Annotated in this window: 14 protein-coding genes; 8 read left to right on the top strand and 6 right to left on the bottom strand. The window is 64.3% G+C overall.

Annotation, left to right across the window (positions count from 1 at the left end; translation table 11 throughout):
* Positions 1-74 precede the first annotated feature (74 nt).
* Positions 75-2,588 (bottom strand): alkaline phosphatase D family protein, encoded by a 2,514-nt coding sequence (locus tag ABDW57_RS03715; protein ID WP_343728854.1) that lies wholly within the window; start codon positions 2,586-2,588, stop codon positions 75-77.
* Positions 2,589-2,790: 202 nt separating this feature from the next.
* Here ABDW57_RS03715 and ABDW57_RS03710 point away from each other — a divergent pair, with 202 nt between their 5' ends.
* Genes ABDW57_RS03710 through rng form a run of 8 tightly spaced genes read left to right on the top strand, consistent with a single transcriptional unit; the run spans position 2,791 to position 9,647 of the window.
* Entirely contained in the window at positions 2,791-3,516 is a 726-nt protein-coding gene (locus tag ABDW57_RS03710) for a YebC/PmpR family DNA-binding transcriptional regulator (RefSeq protein ID WP_343728853.1), read from the top strand.
* A gap of 6 nt (positions 3,517-3,522) precedes the next feature.
* The gene (purD, locus tag ABDW57_RS03705) at positions 3,523-4,791 is read left to right on the top strand and encodes a phosphoribosylamine--glycine ligase (protein WP_343728852.1); all 1,269 of its coding nucleotides are present in this window, start codon (positions 3,523-3,525) and stop codon (positions 4,789-4,791) included.
* A 1-nt stretch (position 4,792) separates the two neighbouring features.
* Positions 4,793-5,707, top strand: coding sequence for an oxygen-dependent coproporphyrinogen oxidase (gene hemF, locus ABDW57_RS03700; protein WP_343728851.1), 915 nt, complete (start codon positions 4,793-4,795; stop codon positions 5,705-5,707).
* A 2-nt stretch (positions 5,708-5,709) separates the two neighbouring features.
* Positions 5,710-6,369, top strand: a complete 660-nt coding sequence (locus tag ABDW57_RS03695) for a nicotinate-nucleotide adenylyltransferase (RefSeq protein WP_343729109.1) — start codon at positions 5,710-5,712, stop codon at positions 6,367-6,369.
* On the top strand, positions 6,369-7,052 hold the full coding sequence (gene rsfS, locus ABDW57_RS03690) for a ribosome silencing factor (RefSeq protein WP_343728850.1): 684 nt from the start codon (positions 6,369-6,371) through the stop codon (positions 7,050-7,052). Before ABDW57_RS03695 ends, rsfS begins: the two co-directional genes overlap by 1 nt.
* Positions 7,053-7,058: 6 nt before the next feature.
* Positions 7,059-7,529: a 23S rRNA (pseudouridine(1915)-N(3))-methyltransferase RlmH gene (gene rlmH / locus ABDW57_RS03685; RefSeq protein WP_072789839.1), complete on the top strand. Its 471-nt coding sequence runs from the start codon at positions 7,059-7,061 to the stop codon at positions 7,527-7,529.
* 10 nt (positions 7,530-7,539) lie between these two features.
* Positions 7,540-8,160: a nucleoside triphosphate pyrophosphatase gene (locus tag ABDW57_RS03680; protein ID WP_343728849.1), complete on the top strand. Its 621-nt coding sequence runs from the start codon at positions 7,540-7,542 to the stop codon at positions 8,158-8,160.
* Positions 8,161-8,180: 20 nt separating this feature from the next.
* The gene (rng, locus tag ABDW57_RS03675) at positions 8,181-9,647 is read left to right on the top strand and encodes a ribonuclease G (RefSeq protein ID WP_343728848.1); all 1,467 of its coding nucleotides are present in this window, start codon (positions 8,181-8,183) and stop codon (positions 9,645-9,647) included.
* A gap of 110 nt (positions 9,648-9,757) precedes the next feature.
* Here the strand turns inward: rng and ABDW57_RS03670 are convergent, their stop codons facing one another.
* From ABDW57_RS03670 to ABDW57_RS03650, 5 genes are all read right to left on the bottom strand, one after another.
* The gene (locus ABDW57_RS03670; RefSeq protein WP_343728847.1) at positions 9,758-10,183 is read right to left on the bottom strand and encodes a DUF2442 domain-containing protein; all 426 of its coding nucleotides are present in this window, start codon (positions 10,181-10,183) and stop codon (positions 9,758-9,760) included.
* Positions 10,170-10,418, bottom strand: a complete 249-nt coding sequence (locus ABDW57_RS03665; RefSeq protein ID WP_343728846.1) for a DUF4160 domain-containing protein — start codon at positions 10,416-10,418, stop codon at positions 10,170-10,172. Before ABDW57_RS03665 ends, ABDW57_RS03670 begins: the two co-directional genes overlap by 14 nt.
* Before the next feature lie 162 nt (positions 10,419-10,580).
* The gene (locus tag ABDW57_RS03660) at positions 10,581-11,777 is read right to left on the bottom strand and encodes a hypothetical protein (protein ID WP_343728845.1); all 1,197 of its coding nucleotides are present in this window, start codon (positions 11,775-11,777) and stop codon (positions 10,581-10,583) included.
* Positions 11,764-13,407, bottom strand: coding sequence for an AAA family ATPase (locus ABDW57_RS03655; RefSeq protein WP_343728844.1), 1,644 nt, complete (start codon positions 13,405-13,407; stop codon positions 11,764-11,766). The genes ABDW57_RS03660 and ABDW57_RS03655 overlap by 14 nt, the downstream gene beginning before the upstream one ends.
* An 8-nt stretch (positions 13,408-13,415) precedes the next feature.
* Positions 13,416-14,660 (bottom strand): site-specific DNA-methyltransferase, encoded by a 1,245-nt coding sequence (locus tag ABDW57_RS03650; RefSeq protein ID WP_343728843.1) that lies wholly within the window; start codon positions 14,658-14,660, stop codon positions 13,416-13,418.
* Positions 14,661-14,679: the final 19 nt, after the last annotated feature.

Raw genomic sequence — 14,679 nt, 5'->3', positions numbered from 1 at the left:
CAGGGTCTGCCCCCTGCGGTGTCAACCCCTTATGACGCGGCGCTGGTGAGCCAACGTCGCGTACGGGGTAAAAGTCAGCTGATGGTCACGGATGGCGTACCGGCCGACACCGTGGCGGTGGCGGTGCGGGCTACGATGGTGGCGGGGACTGCACCGGCGACCAGTTTGTTCACCTGGCGGAACTGGGCGGTCAGCTTGCCGGGGGTGAGCGTGACCAGCGTGTAGCCTTGGGCATCGGTGTTCAGGTGCTTGAGCCAGGGATTGTTGCCCAGACCGGCCAGTTGCTGCGCCAGGGCCAGCAGGCTGGTGTTGAAGTCGCTGTTGGCCTGCAGGCCGGTCAGGACGGCGCCGACCGTCGCTTCCAGTTGCGCCTCGGGTACGCCTTTGGCCGCCAGCGCGCCGCGCAGCTGCACGCGGGTTTGCTCGGCCAGCGAGGCCAGCGTCGGCGCGGCTTTGCCCATGGTGTAGTCCAGCAGGTTGAAGCTCAGGTTGACCGTGCCCATACCCGGCACCGGCACCGCCAGCGGGTAGGACACCAGCGTGCCGATGTCGCCCAGCAGGGCCGCCGCGTCGCGCAGGTAGCTGAAGAACGAGTCGGAGCTGATGCCGGCCGAGACCAGATCCACCATCACCGGCGTGCCGCCGCCGGCCGCGTCAAAATCATCATTCACCGTGCCGGCGAAGAAGGAGTGGATATCGCCGGTAATCGCCACCACGTTGCTGACGTTGTTGGTCTTCAGGTGCGACATCAGCGCTTTGCGCTCGCTGTTGTAGCCGTCCCACTGGTCGCAGTTGAGCAGGAAGCGCGTGAAGAACGCCGCCAGCGCTTCCTTCTTGCCAGACGCCGCCACGAAGGCCGATTCGCTTTTCCTGGCCTGCACGTCCGGTTTGATGTAGCCGAAGGCGATGGTTTGTGCCGCCACGGCGGCCAGCGCCGCGCCGCTCTGCCCTGCACCCGCCGCCGCGCCGACTTTTGTCAGCGTGGCCACCGCGATCGCCGCTTGCGCCGCCGTCAGGCCGGCTTTGATGCCCGCCGCAGCCTGCGCGTCCGCCGCGCCGCCGCCCGCAGCGGTGGTGGCAATGGCCGTGGCGCCGGCCTGCGCGATGGCGGCTGATGCGCCGGCCGTAGCGCCGGCCACAATCGCACCGGCCACGGCGAAGTTGGCGCCCGCCGCAGCCGCCGTGCTGCCGACCGACGCCGCCAGCGTCGGGACGGCGGCCAACGCCAGCAAGGTCGCCACGGCGTCCACGCCGTTGAGGCCCATGCGCAGCAGCGACACTTCGTTGCCCCACACTTTCCAGGTCGCGGTGGCGGACTTCATCTTGTCCATCCACCACTGGCGCTGGGGGTTGCCAAGGATGGTGGCGGTGGTCAGCGGATCGAGGCCGATGGTCTTGGCGCCGGCCATCTTCTGCGCCTCCACGCTGTTGAACAGATCCTGCGGCACCAGGTAGCGCGAGCCGATGCGCCCCAGCGGCTTGCCGGTGGCCGGATTGACCGACGATTCAGGAATCACGTGGTCGGAGCGGTACAGGCGCTCGTCCGTCATCACCAGCTGCATCAGCTTCCCGAACTGGAAGTCGCGGTAGATCTTGATGTTCTGGAAGGTGGTGTTGGCCGCTTCCAGCGAAACATCGGCCGGCATGAATTCAAACCAGGCCTGATTGGCGTTGCGGCGGCGCGCGGTCTGGTGCAGATCCGAGCCGTCGGCGTTGAACGAGCCGTCGTAGGTCTGCGCATCCTGCCACGCATCGTCCGAAAACTCGTGATCGTCCCAGATGGCGATGAAGGCGAAGCGTTCATGCAGCGCCTGCAGGCGCGCGTCGGTGCGGTACTTCTTGTACAGGTAGCGGTAGTCGGCCAGCGTGTTGGCGTACTTCGCGCCCGAGGTGCCGTTCTTGAACACGCCGTCCGGCAGCACCAGCGCATCGTGCCGGCTTTCCACTGCGCCCAGCTGGAAGTCCTCGCCCACGGTCTCGTAGATGTAGTCGCCCAGGTGGACGATGAAATCCAGGTTCTCGGCGGCGATGGTGGTCATCGCGCCCCAGTGGTTGACGCTCCAGTCCTGGCAGGTCATGTAGACGAATTGCAGCTGCGCCACGTCCGCGTCGGCGCCCGGCGCGGTCTTGAAGCGGCCGACGTTGGAGCGGTTGTCGCCGGCAATGAACTGATAGTAGTAGGTGGTGGCAGCCGACAAACCGGTCAGCTTGTGACGTACGGTGTTGTCGTACTGCGCCTGCAGCGGCAGGGTGACGTCGGCCACGGTGGTACCGCTCAGCGCCGCGTTGCTGCCCAGCGCCTTGCTGTTGTCGGCCGACGTCACAACCAAACGGATCGAAGCATCGGCGCCGGCGGCCACCGCCGCCACATTATCGGCCGATGCCGGCACGGCGCGGGTCCACAGCAGGATGCTGTCGGCGCGCGGATCGCCCGAGGCCACGCTTTGCGGGAACTTCCACGCGCCGCTGGCCGGCGGCAGCGCGCTGCCCGGGGCGCCATCGCTGCCGCCGCAGGCGCTCAGGCCCGCGCCCGAAGCCACCGATACCGTGATAAAGCTGCCGAATTTCAGAAACTGCCGACGATCCATGTTCACTCCCGCTGCAAAATAGTGTCAAAAAAGTCAACCCTAGCAGCAGGATATGACAGCATCCCTACAAAAAGTGGAGCGCGGCCTCTAGCGGAACCGTGGGGCCGGGGCGACGGTTTCTGGCTAGCCTCTTATGCTAGAATACCGCCCTCACCGCACACCACCGATCACCAAACGAAATACCGCCGAAGGAAGACCGAACATGGCTGGACACAGCAAATGGGCCAACATTAAGCACAAAAAGGCAGCAACCGACGCGAAACGCGGCAAAATCTGGACGCGCCTGATCAAGGAAATCACCGTGGCTGCCCGCATGGGCGGCGGCGACCCGACGGCCAATCCGCGCCTGCGCCTGGCCATGGACAAGGCGGCCGACGCCAATATGCCGAAGGATAACGTGCAGCGCGCGATCACCCGCGGCACCGGCGGCGAGGATGGCGCCAACTACGAGGAAGTCCGCTACGAAGGCTATGGCATCGGCGGCGCGGCCATCATCGTCGACTGCATGACCGACAATCGCGTGCGCACCGTGGCCGAAGTCCGCAACGCCTTCAACAAAAACGGCGGCAACATGGGCACCGAAGGCTCGGTGGCCTTCATGTTCAAGCACTGCGGCCAGTTCCTGTTCGCACCGGGCACCAATGAGGACGCGCTGATGGAAGCCGCGCTGGAAGCCGGCGCCGAAGACGTGGTCACCGACGAAGAAGGCGGCATTGAAGTCATCTGCGGCCCGCACGATTTCGCCGGCGTGAAAGACGCACTGGAAGCCAAGGGCTTCAAGGCCGAAGTGGCCGAGATCATCATGAAGCCGGACGCCGTCACTTCCGTCACCGGCGACAACGCGATCAAGATGCAAAAACTGCTGGACGCGCTGGAAGCACTGGACGACGTGCAGGAAGTGTATTCGAACGTAGAAATCGAAGACTGAGGACTTATGAAAATTTTGGTAGTCGGCTCCGGCGGCCGTGAACACGCGCTGGCATGGAAACTGGCGCAATCCGAGCGCATTCAGATGGTGTACGTGGCCCCGGGTAACGGCGGCACCGCGCGCGACGCGCGCCTGGTCAACGTCAACATCACCGACCTGCACGAGCTGGCCAACTTCGTCGAGAGCGAAGGCATCAGCCTGACCGTGGTGGGTCCTGAGACCCCGCTGGCCGGCGGCATCGTCAACCTGTTCCGCGCGCGCGGCCTGAAAGTATTCGGCCCGACCAAGGAAGCGGCGCAGCTGGAATCGTCGAAGGACTTCGCCAAGGCCTTCATGCAGCGCCACGGCATCCCGACTGCCAAATACCAGACCTTCTCGGACGTGGCGCAAGCCCACGCCTACATCGACGCCAACGGCGCGCCGATCGTCATCAAGGCCGACGGCCTGGCCGCCGGCAAAGGCGTGGTGGTCGCCATGTCGCTGGAAGAAGCGCACCGCGCGGTGGACGACATGCTGGCCGATAACCGCTTCGGCGACGCCGGCGCGCGCATCGTGATCGAAGAATTCCTGGCCGGCGAAGAGGCCAGCTTCATCGTCATGTGCGACGGCAAAAACATCCTGCCGCTGGCCACCAGCCAGGATCACAAGCGCCTGAAAGACAACGACGAAGGCCCGAACACCGGCGGCATGGGCGCCTACTCGCCGGCCCCGATCGTGACGCCTGCCATGCACGCCCGCGTGATGCGCGAGATCATCAACCCGACCATCGCCGGCATGGCCAAGGACGGCATTGTCTTCACCGGCTTCCTGTACGCCGGCCTGATGATCGACGCCCAGGGCAATCCGCGCACGCTGGAATTCAACTGCCGCATGGGCGATCCTGAAACCCAGCCTATCATGTCGCGCCTGAAGACCGATCTGGTGAACGTGATGGAACACGCCGTCAACGGCACGCTGGATCAGGTGGAACTGGAATGGGACCGCCGCACCGCCGTGGGCGTGGTGCTGGCCGCCGCCGGCTATCCGGACGCCCCGCTGAAAGGCGCCGTGATCGAAGGCATCCCGGCCGAAACGCCGGAATCGGTGACCTTCCACGCCGGCACCGCCGACGTGAACGGCCAGCTGCAGGTGACCGGCGGCCGCGTGCTGTGCGTGGTCGGCCTGGGCGACAGCATCAAGCTGGCGCAGAAACAAGCTTACGAAGCGGTCGACCAGATCAGCTTTGAAGGCATGCAGTGCCGCCGTGATATCGGCTGGCGCGGTCTGAAACACTAAGATGTCGTCCGCACCGAATCCCGCAGCAGTCAAAGCCTGGCTGCTCGACCTGCAGAACAACATCGTGCAAGCGTTGGAAGCCGTTGACGGCAAAGCCTTCCTGCGCGATGAGTGGCAGCGCGCCGAAGGCGGCGGCGGGATTTCGCGCCTGGTCGAAGAAGGCAATGTGATCGAGCGCGGCGGAGTGAACTTCTCGCACGTGCTGGGCGCCAGGCTGCCGCCATCGGCGTCGGCGCACCGCCCGGACATCGGCGGCAATCCATGGGAAGCCATGGGCGTTTCGCTGGTGATCCATCCGCGCAATCCTTACGCGCCGACCGTGCACATGAACGTGCGCTTCTTCAGCACCACCAACGCGGCCGGCGAGCCGGTATGGTGGTTCGGCGGCGGCATGGACCTGACGCCGTATTACGGCGACAAGGAAGACGTCAAACACTTCCACCAGACCTGCCATGACGCCCTCGCCCCGTTTGGCGCGGACCTGCATGGCCGATTTAAAAAATGGTGCGACGAGTATTTCTACCTGAAGCACCGCCAGGAAGCGCGCGGCGTTGGCGGCATCTTCTTTGATGACTACAACGCCGAAAGCTTCGAGCAAAGCTTCGCCATGACGCAAAGCGTCGGCGACGCCTTCCTCAAGGCTTACCTGCCCATCCTGAAGTCGCGCAAGGACACGCCGTACGGCGAGCGCGAACGCGACTTCCAGGCTTACCGGCGCGGCCGCTATGTCGAATTCAATCTGGTATTCGACCGCGGCACGCTGTTTGGCCTGCAGTCCGGCGGCCGCACCGAAGCGATCCTGATGTCGATGCCGCCCATCGTCAAATGGCGCTATCGCTGGGAGCCGGAGGACGGCTCGCCGGAAGCGGCGCTGTATGCCGACTTCCTGCCGCATCGCGACTGGCTCGCCGCGTGACGATGGCCTACCGCATCGCACTGCTGGGAGGCAGCTACGATCCGGTGCATCTAGGTCATGTCGCGTTGGGCGAATACTTCGCCAATCTGCTGCAAGTTGACCAGTTGCGCGTGATCCCGACCGGACTGCCGTGGCAGAAAGCCTCGCTGAAAGCCTCGTCGCAGCAGCGCGCCGACATGGTGGCGCTGGCCTTTGCCGGCCAGCCGTTCAGCGTGGCGGTGGACATGCAGGAAATCGCGCGCGGCGCCCAGGGGCTGCCGACCTACACCATCGATACGCTGCGCAATGTGCGCGACGAATTGGGGCCGCAAGCCTCGGTGGCCTTCCTGATGGGCGCCGACCAGCTGCAGCGGCTCGACACCTGGCATCAATGGCAGGCGCTGTTCGACTACGCACATATCTGCGTAGCGGCCCGCCCCGGCTATGACATTGCCACCGCCGACTTGCCGCCGGCAGTGGCCGAGGCGTTTTCCCGCCGTTTGGGAACGTCTGAACAAATCCGCAACACGCCGCATGGTCTGACTTATCTGGCACAGGACTTCGCGGTGGATATCTCCGCCACCCAGATACGTGCGGCATTACAACGGGGGGAGCAGGCAAACTCGCTTATCCCGCCGCTAGTGCTAGACTATATTGAACAACACCATTTATACAAAAGCTAATGGACATCAAAAAACTGCAAACCCTGGTCGTTGACGCCCTCGAAGACGTTAAGGCCCAAGATATCGTCCTGTTTGACACGACCCACCTCACCAGCCTGTTCGACCGCATCGCGATTGCTTCCGGTACCTCCAACCGTCAGACCAAGGCGCTGGCCGCCTCGGTGCGCGACAAGGTCAAGGAAGCCGGCGGTGAAGTCTACGGCATGGAAGGCGAGGACACCGGTGAATGGGTGCTGGTCGACCTGGGTGACATCATTGTCCACATCATGCAGGCGCCGATCCGCGCTTACTACCGCCTGGAAGAGATCTGGGGCGACAAGCCGGTGAAACTGGGCGCCGCCAAGCGCAAGGGCACCAAGGAAGCGGAAGAAGCCGAACCGAAGAAGATCAGCAGCCACCTGGCCGCCGGCAAGAAAGCGGTGGCCGCCGAAGCCGTGGTCGAGAAGAAGACCGCCGCCCGCAAGCCAGCCGCCGCCAAGAAAGCCCCTGCTGTGAAAAAAGCCGCCGCCGACAAACCGGCCGCCGTCCCAGCCGGCAAGAAGGTGAAGGTCGCCGCGCCGAAGGCCACCGTGGCCGCCGTCAAGGCCCTGAAGGCTGCACCGAAGCCACGCGCCGCCAAGCCGAAGGCCGAAGAAGCCCCGGTCAAGACCGTCATCAAGCGCATCAAAAAAGCGGCTGAGTAATCCCGTATGCAGCTGATCATCGCTGCGGTCGGCCACAAGATGCCGGCCTGGATCGAAACCGGCTATGCCGAGTATGTGAAGCGCATGCCGCCGGAACTGAAGATCGTGCTGAAGGAAATCAAGCCGGTCGAGCGTTCCGGCAGCAAGACCGCCGCCACCGCGATGGCGCTGGAACGCGAGCGCATCGAGGCGGCGCTGCCGAAATCGGTGCGCATCATCGCCCTCGATGAACGCGGCAAGGACCTCACCTCGGTGGGCCTGTCGCAGCAGCTGGAGGCGTGGCAGCAGGATGGCCGCGACACGGCGTTCCTGATCGGCGGCGCCGACGGCCTCGATCCGGCGCTGAAGGCGCGCGCGGAAGGTTTGATACGGATTTCCAGCATGACCCTGCCGCATGGTATGGTGCGGGTGATGCTGGCCGAACAGCTGTACCGTGCCTGGACCATTACCCAGAACCACCCTTATCACCGCGTCTAACAACAATCATATGAAACCGGTCGACAAGAAGATTTACCTCGCCTCGAAAAGCCCGCGGCGGCGCGAGCTGCTGCGCCAGGTCGGGATCGACTTTGAACTGCTGCTGTTGCGCAGCGATGGCCCGCGCGGCCCGGACGTCACCGAAGAAGTGCTGCCCGGCGAAGCGCCGCTCGACTATGTCGCCCGCGTGGCGCTGGAAAAAGCCAAATTTGCCTCCGACCTGGTGACCAGGCGCCGCATGGCGCCGCGTCCCGTGCTGTCGGCCGACACCACCGTCACCATCGATGGCGCCATCCTGGGCAAGCCGGCCAATCCGGCCGAAGCCAGCGCCATGCTGCAGCAGCTGTCGGGCCGCACGCATCAGGTGCTGACTTCCATCGCGGTCGCTTCGGCCGACTTCGCGGGCCAGGTCACGCAGGTGTCGGACGTGCGCTTTGGCGTGCTGTCGCCGGCGGCGATTGCGGCGTATTGCGCCTCGGCCGAGCCGTACGACAAGGCCGGCGGCTACGGCATCCAGGGGCCGGCGGCGCAGTTCATCGAGCACATCTCCGGCAGCCATTCCGGCATCATGGGCCTGCCCATCTACGAAACCGTGCAACTGTTGCGTCAGGCGGGTTTGCCGCTCCCTTGAGGCCCGTGTATGATCGGGGCATGAATGAAGATATCCTGATCAATATCACGCCGCAGGAAACCCGCGTCGCCCTCATCGTGCAGGGCGCCGTGCAGGAACTCCACATCGAACGCACCCTCACGCGCGGGCTGGCCGGCAACGTCTATTCCGGCAAAGTGGTGCGCGTGCTGCCGGGCATGCAGTCGGCCTTTATCGACATCGGCCTGGAACGTGCGGCCTTCCTGCACGTGGCCGACATCTGGGAAGCCCGGCCGCATGACGGCGGCAGCAACGCCGTTCCCACGCCGATCGAGAAAATCCTGTTTGACGGCCAGGTGCTGACGGTGCAGGTCATCAAGGACCCGATCGGCACCAAGGGCGCGCGCCTGTCGACCCAGATCTCGATCGCCGGCCGCATGCTGGTGTACCTGCCGCAGGACGGGCATATCGGCATCTCGCAGAAAATTGAAAAGGAAGCCGACCGCGAGGCCCTGCGCGCCCGGCTGCAAAGCCTGCTGCCGCCGGAAGAAAAAGGCGGCTACATCGTGCGCACCCAGGCCGAGGAAGCCTCGGACTCGGACATCGCCGCCGACATCGAATACCTGCGCAAGACCTGGGCCGCCATTACCCATGGCGCCCGCACCAGGCCGGCCACCACCCTGCTGCACCAGGACCTGAGCCTGGCCCAGCGCGTGCTGCGCGACTTCGTGCACGACGAAACGGCCACCATCCAGGTCGACTCGCGCGAGAACTACGTCAATTTGCAGGAATTCGGCAAGGCCTACACGCCGGGCGTGCTGCCGCGGCTGCACCACTACACCGGCGAGCGTCCGCTGTTCGACCTGTACGGCGTGGAAGAAGAAATCCTGCGCGCGCTGGGCCGGCGCGTGGACCTCAAGTCGGGCGGCTACCTGATCGTCGACCAGACCGAGGCCATGACCACCATCGACGTCAACACCGGCGGCTTTGTCGGCGGGCGCAATTTCGCGGACACCATCTTCAAGACCAACCTGGAAGCGGCGCATGCGATTGCGCGCCAACTGCGGCTGCGCAACCTGGGCGGCATCATCATCCTCGACTTCATCGACATGGAGAACACCGAGCACCGCAACGCTGTACTGGCCGAGCTGAAGAAGGCTTTGTCGCGCGACCGCACCAAGGTTTCGGTCAGCGGCTTCTCGGCGCTGGGACTGGTGGAGATGACGCGCAAGCGCACGCGCGAATCGCTGGCGCACATCCTGTGCGAGCCCTGCCCGGCCTGCAACGGCCGCGGGCAAGTGAAAACCTCGCGCACCATCTGCTACGAAATCCTGCGCGAACTGCTGCGCGAAGCCAAGCAATTCAACCCGCGCGAATTCCGCATCCTGGCCTCGCAGGAAGTGGTGGACATGTTCCTCGAAGAAGAATCCCAGCACCTTGCCATGCTGGGCGACTTCATCGGCAAGAAAATCTCCCTGCAAGTGGAAAATGCCTACCACCAGGAGCAGTACGACGTCATCCTGATGTGAGATCAGGTATTTTTGCAGGAATCACTTCAAGGCGAACGTCCTCGTCACGGAGCTGCATTCGAGCAGGCGATAGAAGCCCATCACCGACAATCCCGCGCGTTCTGATTTTCTCATGCTGCGGCCGGCTCCTTGACTTTCTTTGGACGGCCACCCAGCTTCCCGTTTTCACGCGATGCGGCCGTCTTGGCATCGGAGGATACTTTGCCACCTACTTTGCCCATCTGTGAAGCCATCCAGCGCTTGGAGCCAAGAAAGCTTTCCAGCAACGCGGGGATGTAAAGGTCAGCATCGAGTTTAGGAAAGTGCACGCCCAAACCGGAAGGACTTATCTCGGCATCGATCAGGTCTGCCGGGTGTGCGTTCTCCAGACCTTGTGCGTCACGGGGCGCAAACGCGATTTGCAAACCGGACGCCAAGGAAATCACGATGCGCGAAATGCGACGGTCATAACGTACTGCCACGACAGCCGGGAAAGCAGTTTTTTTTGCCGCTCCACGACGGTTCGCGGCCTCGAATGTGGTATCAGTAATGTCCATGTATCGCTCTCCATTCAGCACATAGCTCGACCAGATTCCTGGCGAGCGCCCCGACAATCTTGCCCAGCTCTTTTTGCGAAAAACCGTAGTTCTCCCGCAACTCAGGCGGCCCATCTGGGCAATGCAAATTGAACACTGCTTCACAACCGTTGCCTTGAACGTGAATATGAGCAGGTCGGTGATCGTTGGGGTAGATGGCCACGCGCAAGCCAAAAATCGTCAGTACAGTTGGCATTGTATCAAAAACCTAAACCGATTGGGTTATTTAGAAGATTGACGCGGCACAATGACGCGACGCTGGCGCAGGCGACGAAAACGCTACGCCCGATCATATGCTTTATCCCTCTAAAGACTCTCTGGAAAGGCCATGAGATAGACTTGCATCAAACGTGACGCATCACGAGGTGAGGATGGTGTCGATCAGCGCCTTCAGGTGATCGGGGTTGCCGATGAAGAATTGGTCCTGCCATGTGGCCATGGTGGGGATCGCTTCTTTCGGGCCGACCACCATGTACCAGCGGGTCCAGCCTTCCGGCACCGGGTGCTCCTTGCTGTAGCCCAGCACTTGCGTGATGCCGGAGGCAATGTAAGACGGGTCGAGCGAGTATTTGCATTCGATGACCAGTTCCAGCTTGCGTTCGCCAAGTTCAAAGGTCAGCCATACGTCCGGCCGCAGCGGCGCCACGCCCAGCGCTGCGCCCAGCGAGGCGTAGGGGCCGTCGCTGTTGCGACGCCCGGCTGGCACGACCTGGTAGTAGGCTTGCCAGCGAAAGCCGGCGTCCTCGTAGCTGATGCAGGGTGCCTGGCGGTCGGAGGCGCCGATTGGCGCCAGGGATGTCCAGGCGTCGCTGGCGTAGTGCTTGCGCAGCGTGACCACGCAGGCGCCCAGCGTGGCCAGTTCAAACAGTTGCGAACCCAGCTCGGGCAAGGTGGATGGCAGCAGCGCCAGCTGGCTGGCGGGGTCGCGCTGCCAGATGCCGGACAGCCGGCGCGCCAGCCGCGCCACCAGCGTCCAGCTGCCGCCGGCGCTGGCGCAGACGGCCAGGTCTTCTTCATCCAGTCTGTCGGGCGCGGCCAGCTCCAGCATGCGCGCCACTTTCATTGGCGCCAGCAATTTGTCGCGTGCGGCGGCGGACAACGGCACCCGGTCGAATTTGCGCTTCACCAGCAGCTCGGCCTCGCCAACGGCTTTGCCCAGCCACAGGCTGACGCGCGACAAGGCGCTTTCCAGCGTGTTGACCGGACGCCGGTCGACGTACTGCGGCGACGGATAGCGGCCGAACTGCGACAAGGTCAGCGCCCAGTCGGTGTGGGCGGTGGGCAGGTCGGTATAGGCGGTGTTGCGGATCAGTTGCGCTTCAAACTGGTCCATCCAGGCCGCCGTGCCGCGCGGCAGCAAGGGCGCGATGGTGCGCTCGGCGTCCCACAGCACGCTCTCGGCAAAGCGCGCCTGCACCTTGCCCGGCGACCACTCGCGCGAGATGCTGCGTTCCGACGGTTCCAGCCAGTCATGCAGATTGCCCTTGCCGGCCCACAGATGGCAAAGCTCGGCAATGCCGTCGGTCGGGATGTGCGCCGGTTTAGAGTCGGGCAAGCTCATTGCTCAAGTCGCGTCCGAGGATGCCGGCCAGGCGGTCCATGAAGGCTTCGCGCCGGTCCACGTCCAGGCGTTTCAGTTGCTGGGCCAGGTGCAGTACATAGGCATCCTGCAGCTGGACATTGACGTCGCTCTCATCCGCCGCCACATTGGCCGCCACGTACCTGGCCATGTCGATGAAGGGCGCCGGCCCCAGCGGGATTTCGCCCAGATGCAGGCTGTACACCAGGGTGATCAGGCTGGCCGCCGATTCCGGCAGGCCGGCCACATCGTCCAGCACCGCCGGCAGTTGCTCGGCGGCCAGCGGCGCCACCGGGACAATGGCCCAGCGCCGCGTCAGCGCCGCGCCCATGGGGAACACGCGCCCGAGATCGGTGTTGTTGTAGGTGCCCAGCAGGCGCCAGTCGCGGCCGGCGTAATAAACGCGCTGGTGCTCGTCCTCCAGCACGCCGCTGTCGGCATCCTCGCCCCAGACCAGCAGCATCGGCTTGCTGGGAGCGTCTTCGCTGGCGGCAAGGTGCGTCGGCCCCAGGTCCACCTGCTGGCCGGCCAGGAAGGTCAGCGCCGGTCCCAGCACACGGTCCAGATCGGCGCGATTCATTTCCTCGATCCACAGCGAGCGCCCTTCGCGGATGGCGCGCAGCAAGTGGCCGTCCTGCCACACCAGCCGGCCGTCCGCTTGCGGGTAATAGCCACCAATCACGGTGCGCGCCGACCAGTCCACTTCCGCCGTGTGGCGGTCGTAGGACGGCGCTTCGGCCAGGCCCAGGCTGGCCGGATCGGCGGCGGCTGCCTCCAGCACATCTTCCAGCATCCACGACTTGGCGGTGCCGGGCGGCCCCACCAGCGCGATAGCTTTGGCGGCGCGGAAAGCGCCACGCAGGCGGCGCTGGATGTTCGGATCAATCGCCAGCTTGACCGCACCGCGCGGCGCGGTCGGCACGATGCTGCGCGCCGCATGCGCACTGGCGGCATGGTCCGCAGCGACCGGCAATGGCGGCTGCAGATCCGGCGGCAGGTCGGCCAGCGTGTTGCCGAAGGGCGTGGGCGAGAATTCGATGGCAAAGTCGGGAGTGGGCTCAAACAGCTCATGCATGGCCAGCTCATCCAGGCCCAGTACGGTCCTGGCGCGCTCCACCAGCTGAGCCACATCGGCGCCCTCGGGGAACGCTTCGCGGCGCAGCAGAAAGGCCAGCGCCGGCTCCAGCGGCACCTTGACCTCGGCAATTTTGGCCGCTGCGCCCTCGGGCAGCGTCACCAGCAAGCCCTCATCCGTTTTGGTGGATGGGAAAAACTTGTCCAGCGAGCGGCCTGGATAAAGATGGGTGTACACGCCCGAGCGCGAATAGCCAGGGCGCAGGTATTCCAGCCGGCGTTCGCGCATGCCAAACGGATTCACCAGCGGCAGCTCGGTGCCGGGCGCCACGCCAAACAACTGCAGCAACTGGCTTTCCACACTGCCAGCGCCGGACGCCACCAGTTCCACCTCGTGCTTGCCGCCCGCCTTGGCATGCAGGGCGAGCAAGCCCATCAGGCATACCCGCTCGGTACGCGAAAACTTGATGGCCATCAGCCGGCGCAATGCTGCTACCACCGTGGCCGGCGCTACATACACCTGATTTGTCATGGCTTGCTTTATTCCTTCGGCAGCTTGATGGGTTTGGCCTCGGCGATGCGCTTCTTCGAGGCTGCCAGATATTCTTCAGAGACGTCGATGCCGACGAAACGGCGCTTGAGCGCGCGTGCGGCCACGCCGGAATTACCGTTGCCGACAAACGGGTCCAGCACCAGATCGTTCTCGTCCGTGCTGAGCGCAATGCAGCGCGCCGGCAAGGCCACCGGGAATTGCGCACCGTGGCCATCGCGGCCGCTGGAGGTTGGCAGGGTCCACACGTCGGACAGCTTGTCGCTCTCATGCTCGGTGTTGCGGCCGCCGTAGGCCGCCGGCAAGGTGCGGTAAATGTCCTTGTTGAACTTGGGCGTGCGCGTCTTGCTCAGGTGGAGCACGTACTCCAGGTTGCGGCTGACGCGCGAGGTTTGCGGCTCCGGCAGCGTGCTGGTCTTGGCCCAGGTGATTACGCTCTTGACGTAAAAGCCCATGCGCGAGGCGCGCTCGGCAATCATGGACGGAATCAGGCACTGCTCGCCATCCTTCAGGTAAGCGTGTCCGGCGCTGTAACGGCGGCACTCATGCTCGGACCACGAACGCCCATCCTTGCCCTGCATGGCGCGCAAGGCCTCGGCCGCGTTGCCGCGGATTTGCGTGCGGGTGTTGAACGAGTCCATGATGTTCCACCAGATCGAGCCATCATCGGCCAGCACCTCGTACAGCGCCGCCAGGATTTCCATGGTGTGGCGCACGAAGCCTTCCGGCGTCTGCTCGTGGCCGTACGGACTTTGCTCGCCGTCGGCCCACGACACCGGATGGCTTTCCTTGTAGATGCGCAGGCCCCAATACGGGGTTGAGGTCACCACGCATTGCACGCTCTTGCGCGGGATGAGTTTCAGCTGGTCCAGCACGTGGCCGTGGAACAGCGAGGCGTCCCTGACATCCAGCAGCTTCGGCTTGATCTGGGCGGCCGCTTCCAGCGCCAGCAGATGGTCGATCACCTTGCTGCGCGGAACCAGAGTTTCCTTGTAGGCGTCCTGATCCAGCAGGGCCAGCACGGCCGCCACGTCCAGCGTCTTGCGGTTGCCGCAGATTTTCTTGATGAAGGTGGTGGACATGCCCACCGCCAGCGCCACCGACGCCAGCGGGAACTCGGTGGCGATGTCGGCGTAGCGGTTTCTATCGAGCGCGGCAACAGGGGTTTGCGGCTTGATGTCTGGCAGTTTGTAAGGACGTGCGCCAGTCTCACGCGCCGGTTTTGCTTTGCTCATTGCGATGGTTTTGTACTGA

Origin of the sequence: Duganella sp. (assembly GCF_039595735.1) — a bacterium.
Taxonomy (GTDB): Bacteria; Pseudomonadota; Gammaproteobacteria; order Burkholderiales; family Burkholderiaceae_D; genus Rugamonas.
This window is presented reverse-complemented; position numbering and strand designations above follow the sequence as displayed.

Coding starts and splice junctions, on each gene's coding strand:
- ABDW57_RS03715 (WP_343728854.1), bottom strand. CDS start 2,588: ATGGATCGTCGGCAGTTTCTGAAATTCGGCAGCTTTATCACGGTATCG.
- ABDW57_RS03710 (WP_343728853.1), top strand. CDS start 2,791: ATGGCTGGACACAGCAAATGGGCCAACATTAAGCACAAAAAGGCAGCA.
- purD (WP_343728852.1), top strand. CDS start 3,523: ATGAAAATTTTGGTAGTCGGCTCCGGCGGCCGTGAACACGCGCTGGCA.
- hemF (WP_343728851.1), top strand. CDS start 4,793: ATGTCGTCCGCACCGAATCCCGCAGCAGTCAAAGCCTGGCTGCTCGAC.
- ABDW57_RS03695 (WP_343729109.1), top strand. CDS start 5,710: ATGGCCTACCGCATCGCACTGCTGGGAGGCAGCTACGATCCGGTGCAT.
- rsfS (WP_343728850.1), top strand. CDS start 6,369: ATGGACATCAAAAAACTGCAAACCCTGGTCGTTGACGCCCTCGAAGAC.
- rlmH (WP_072789839.1), top strand. CDS start 7,059: ATGCAGCTGATCATCGCTGCGGTCGGCCACAAGATGCCGGCCTGGATC.
- ABDW57_RS03680 (WP_343728849.1), top strand. CDS start 7,540: ATGAAACCGGTCGACAAGAAGATTTACCTCGCCTCGAAAAGCCCGCGG.
- rng (WP_343728848.1), top strand. CDS start 8,181: ATGAATGAAGATATCCTGATCAATATCACGCCGCAGGAAACCCGCGTC.
- ABDW57_RS03670 (WP_343728847.1), bottom strand. CDS start 10,183: ATGGACATTACTGATACCACATTCGAGGCCGCGAACCGTCGTGGAGCG.
- ABDW57_RS03665 (WP_343728846.1), bottom strand. CDS start 10,418: ATGCCAACTGTACTGACGATTTTTGGCTTGCGCGTGGCCATCTACCCC.
- ABDW57_RS03655 (WP_343728844.1), bottom strand. CDS start 13,407: ATGACAAATCAGGTGTATGTAGCGCCGGCCACGGTGGTAGCAGCATTG.
- ABDW57_RS03650 (WP_343728843.1), bottom strand. CDS start 14,660: ATGAGCAAAGCAAAACCGGCGCGTGAGACTGGCGCACGTCCTTACAAA.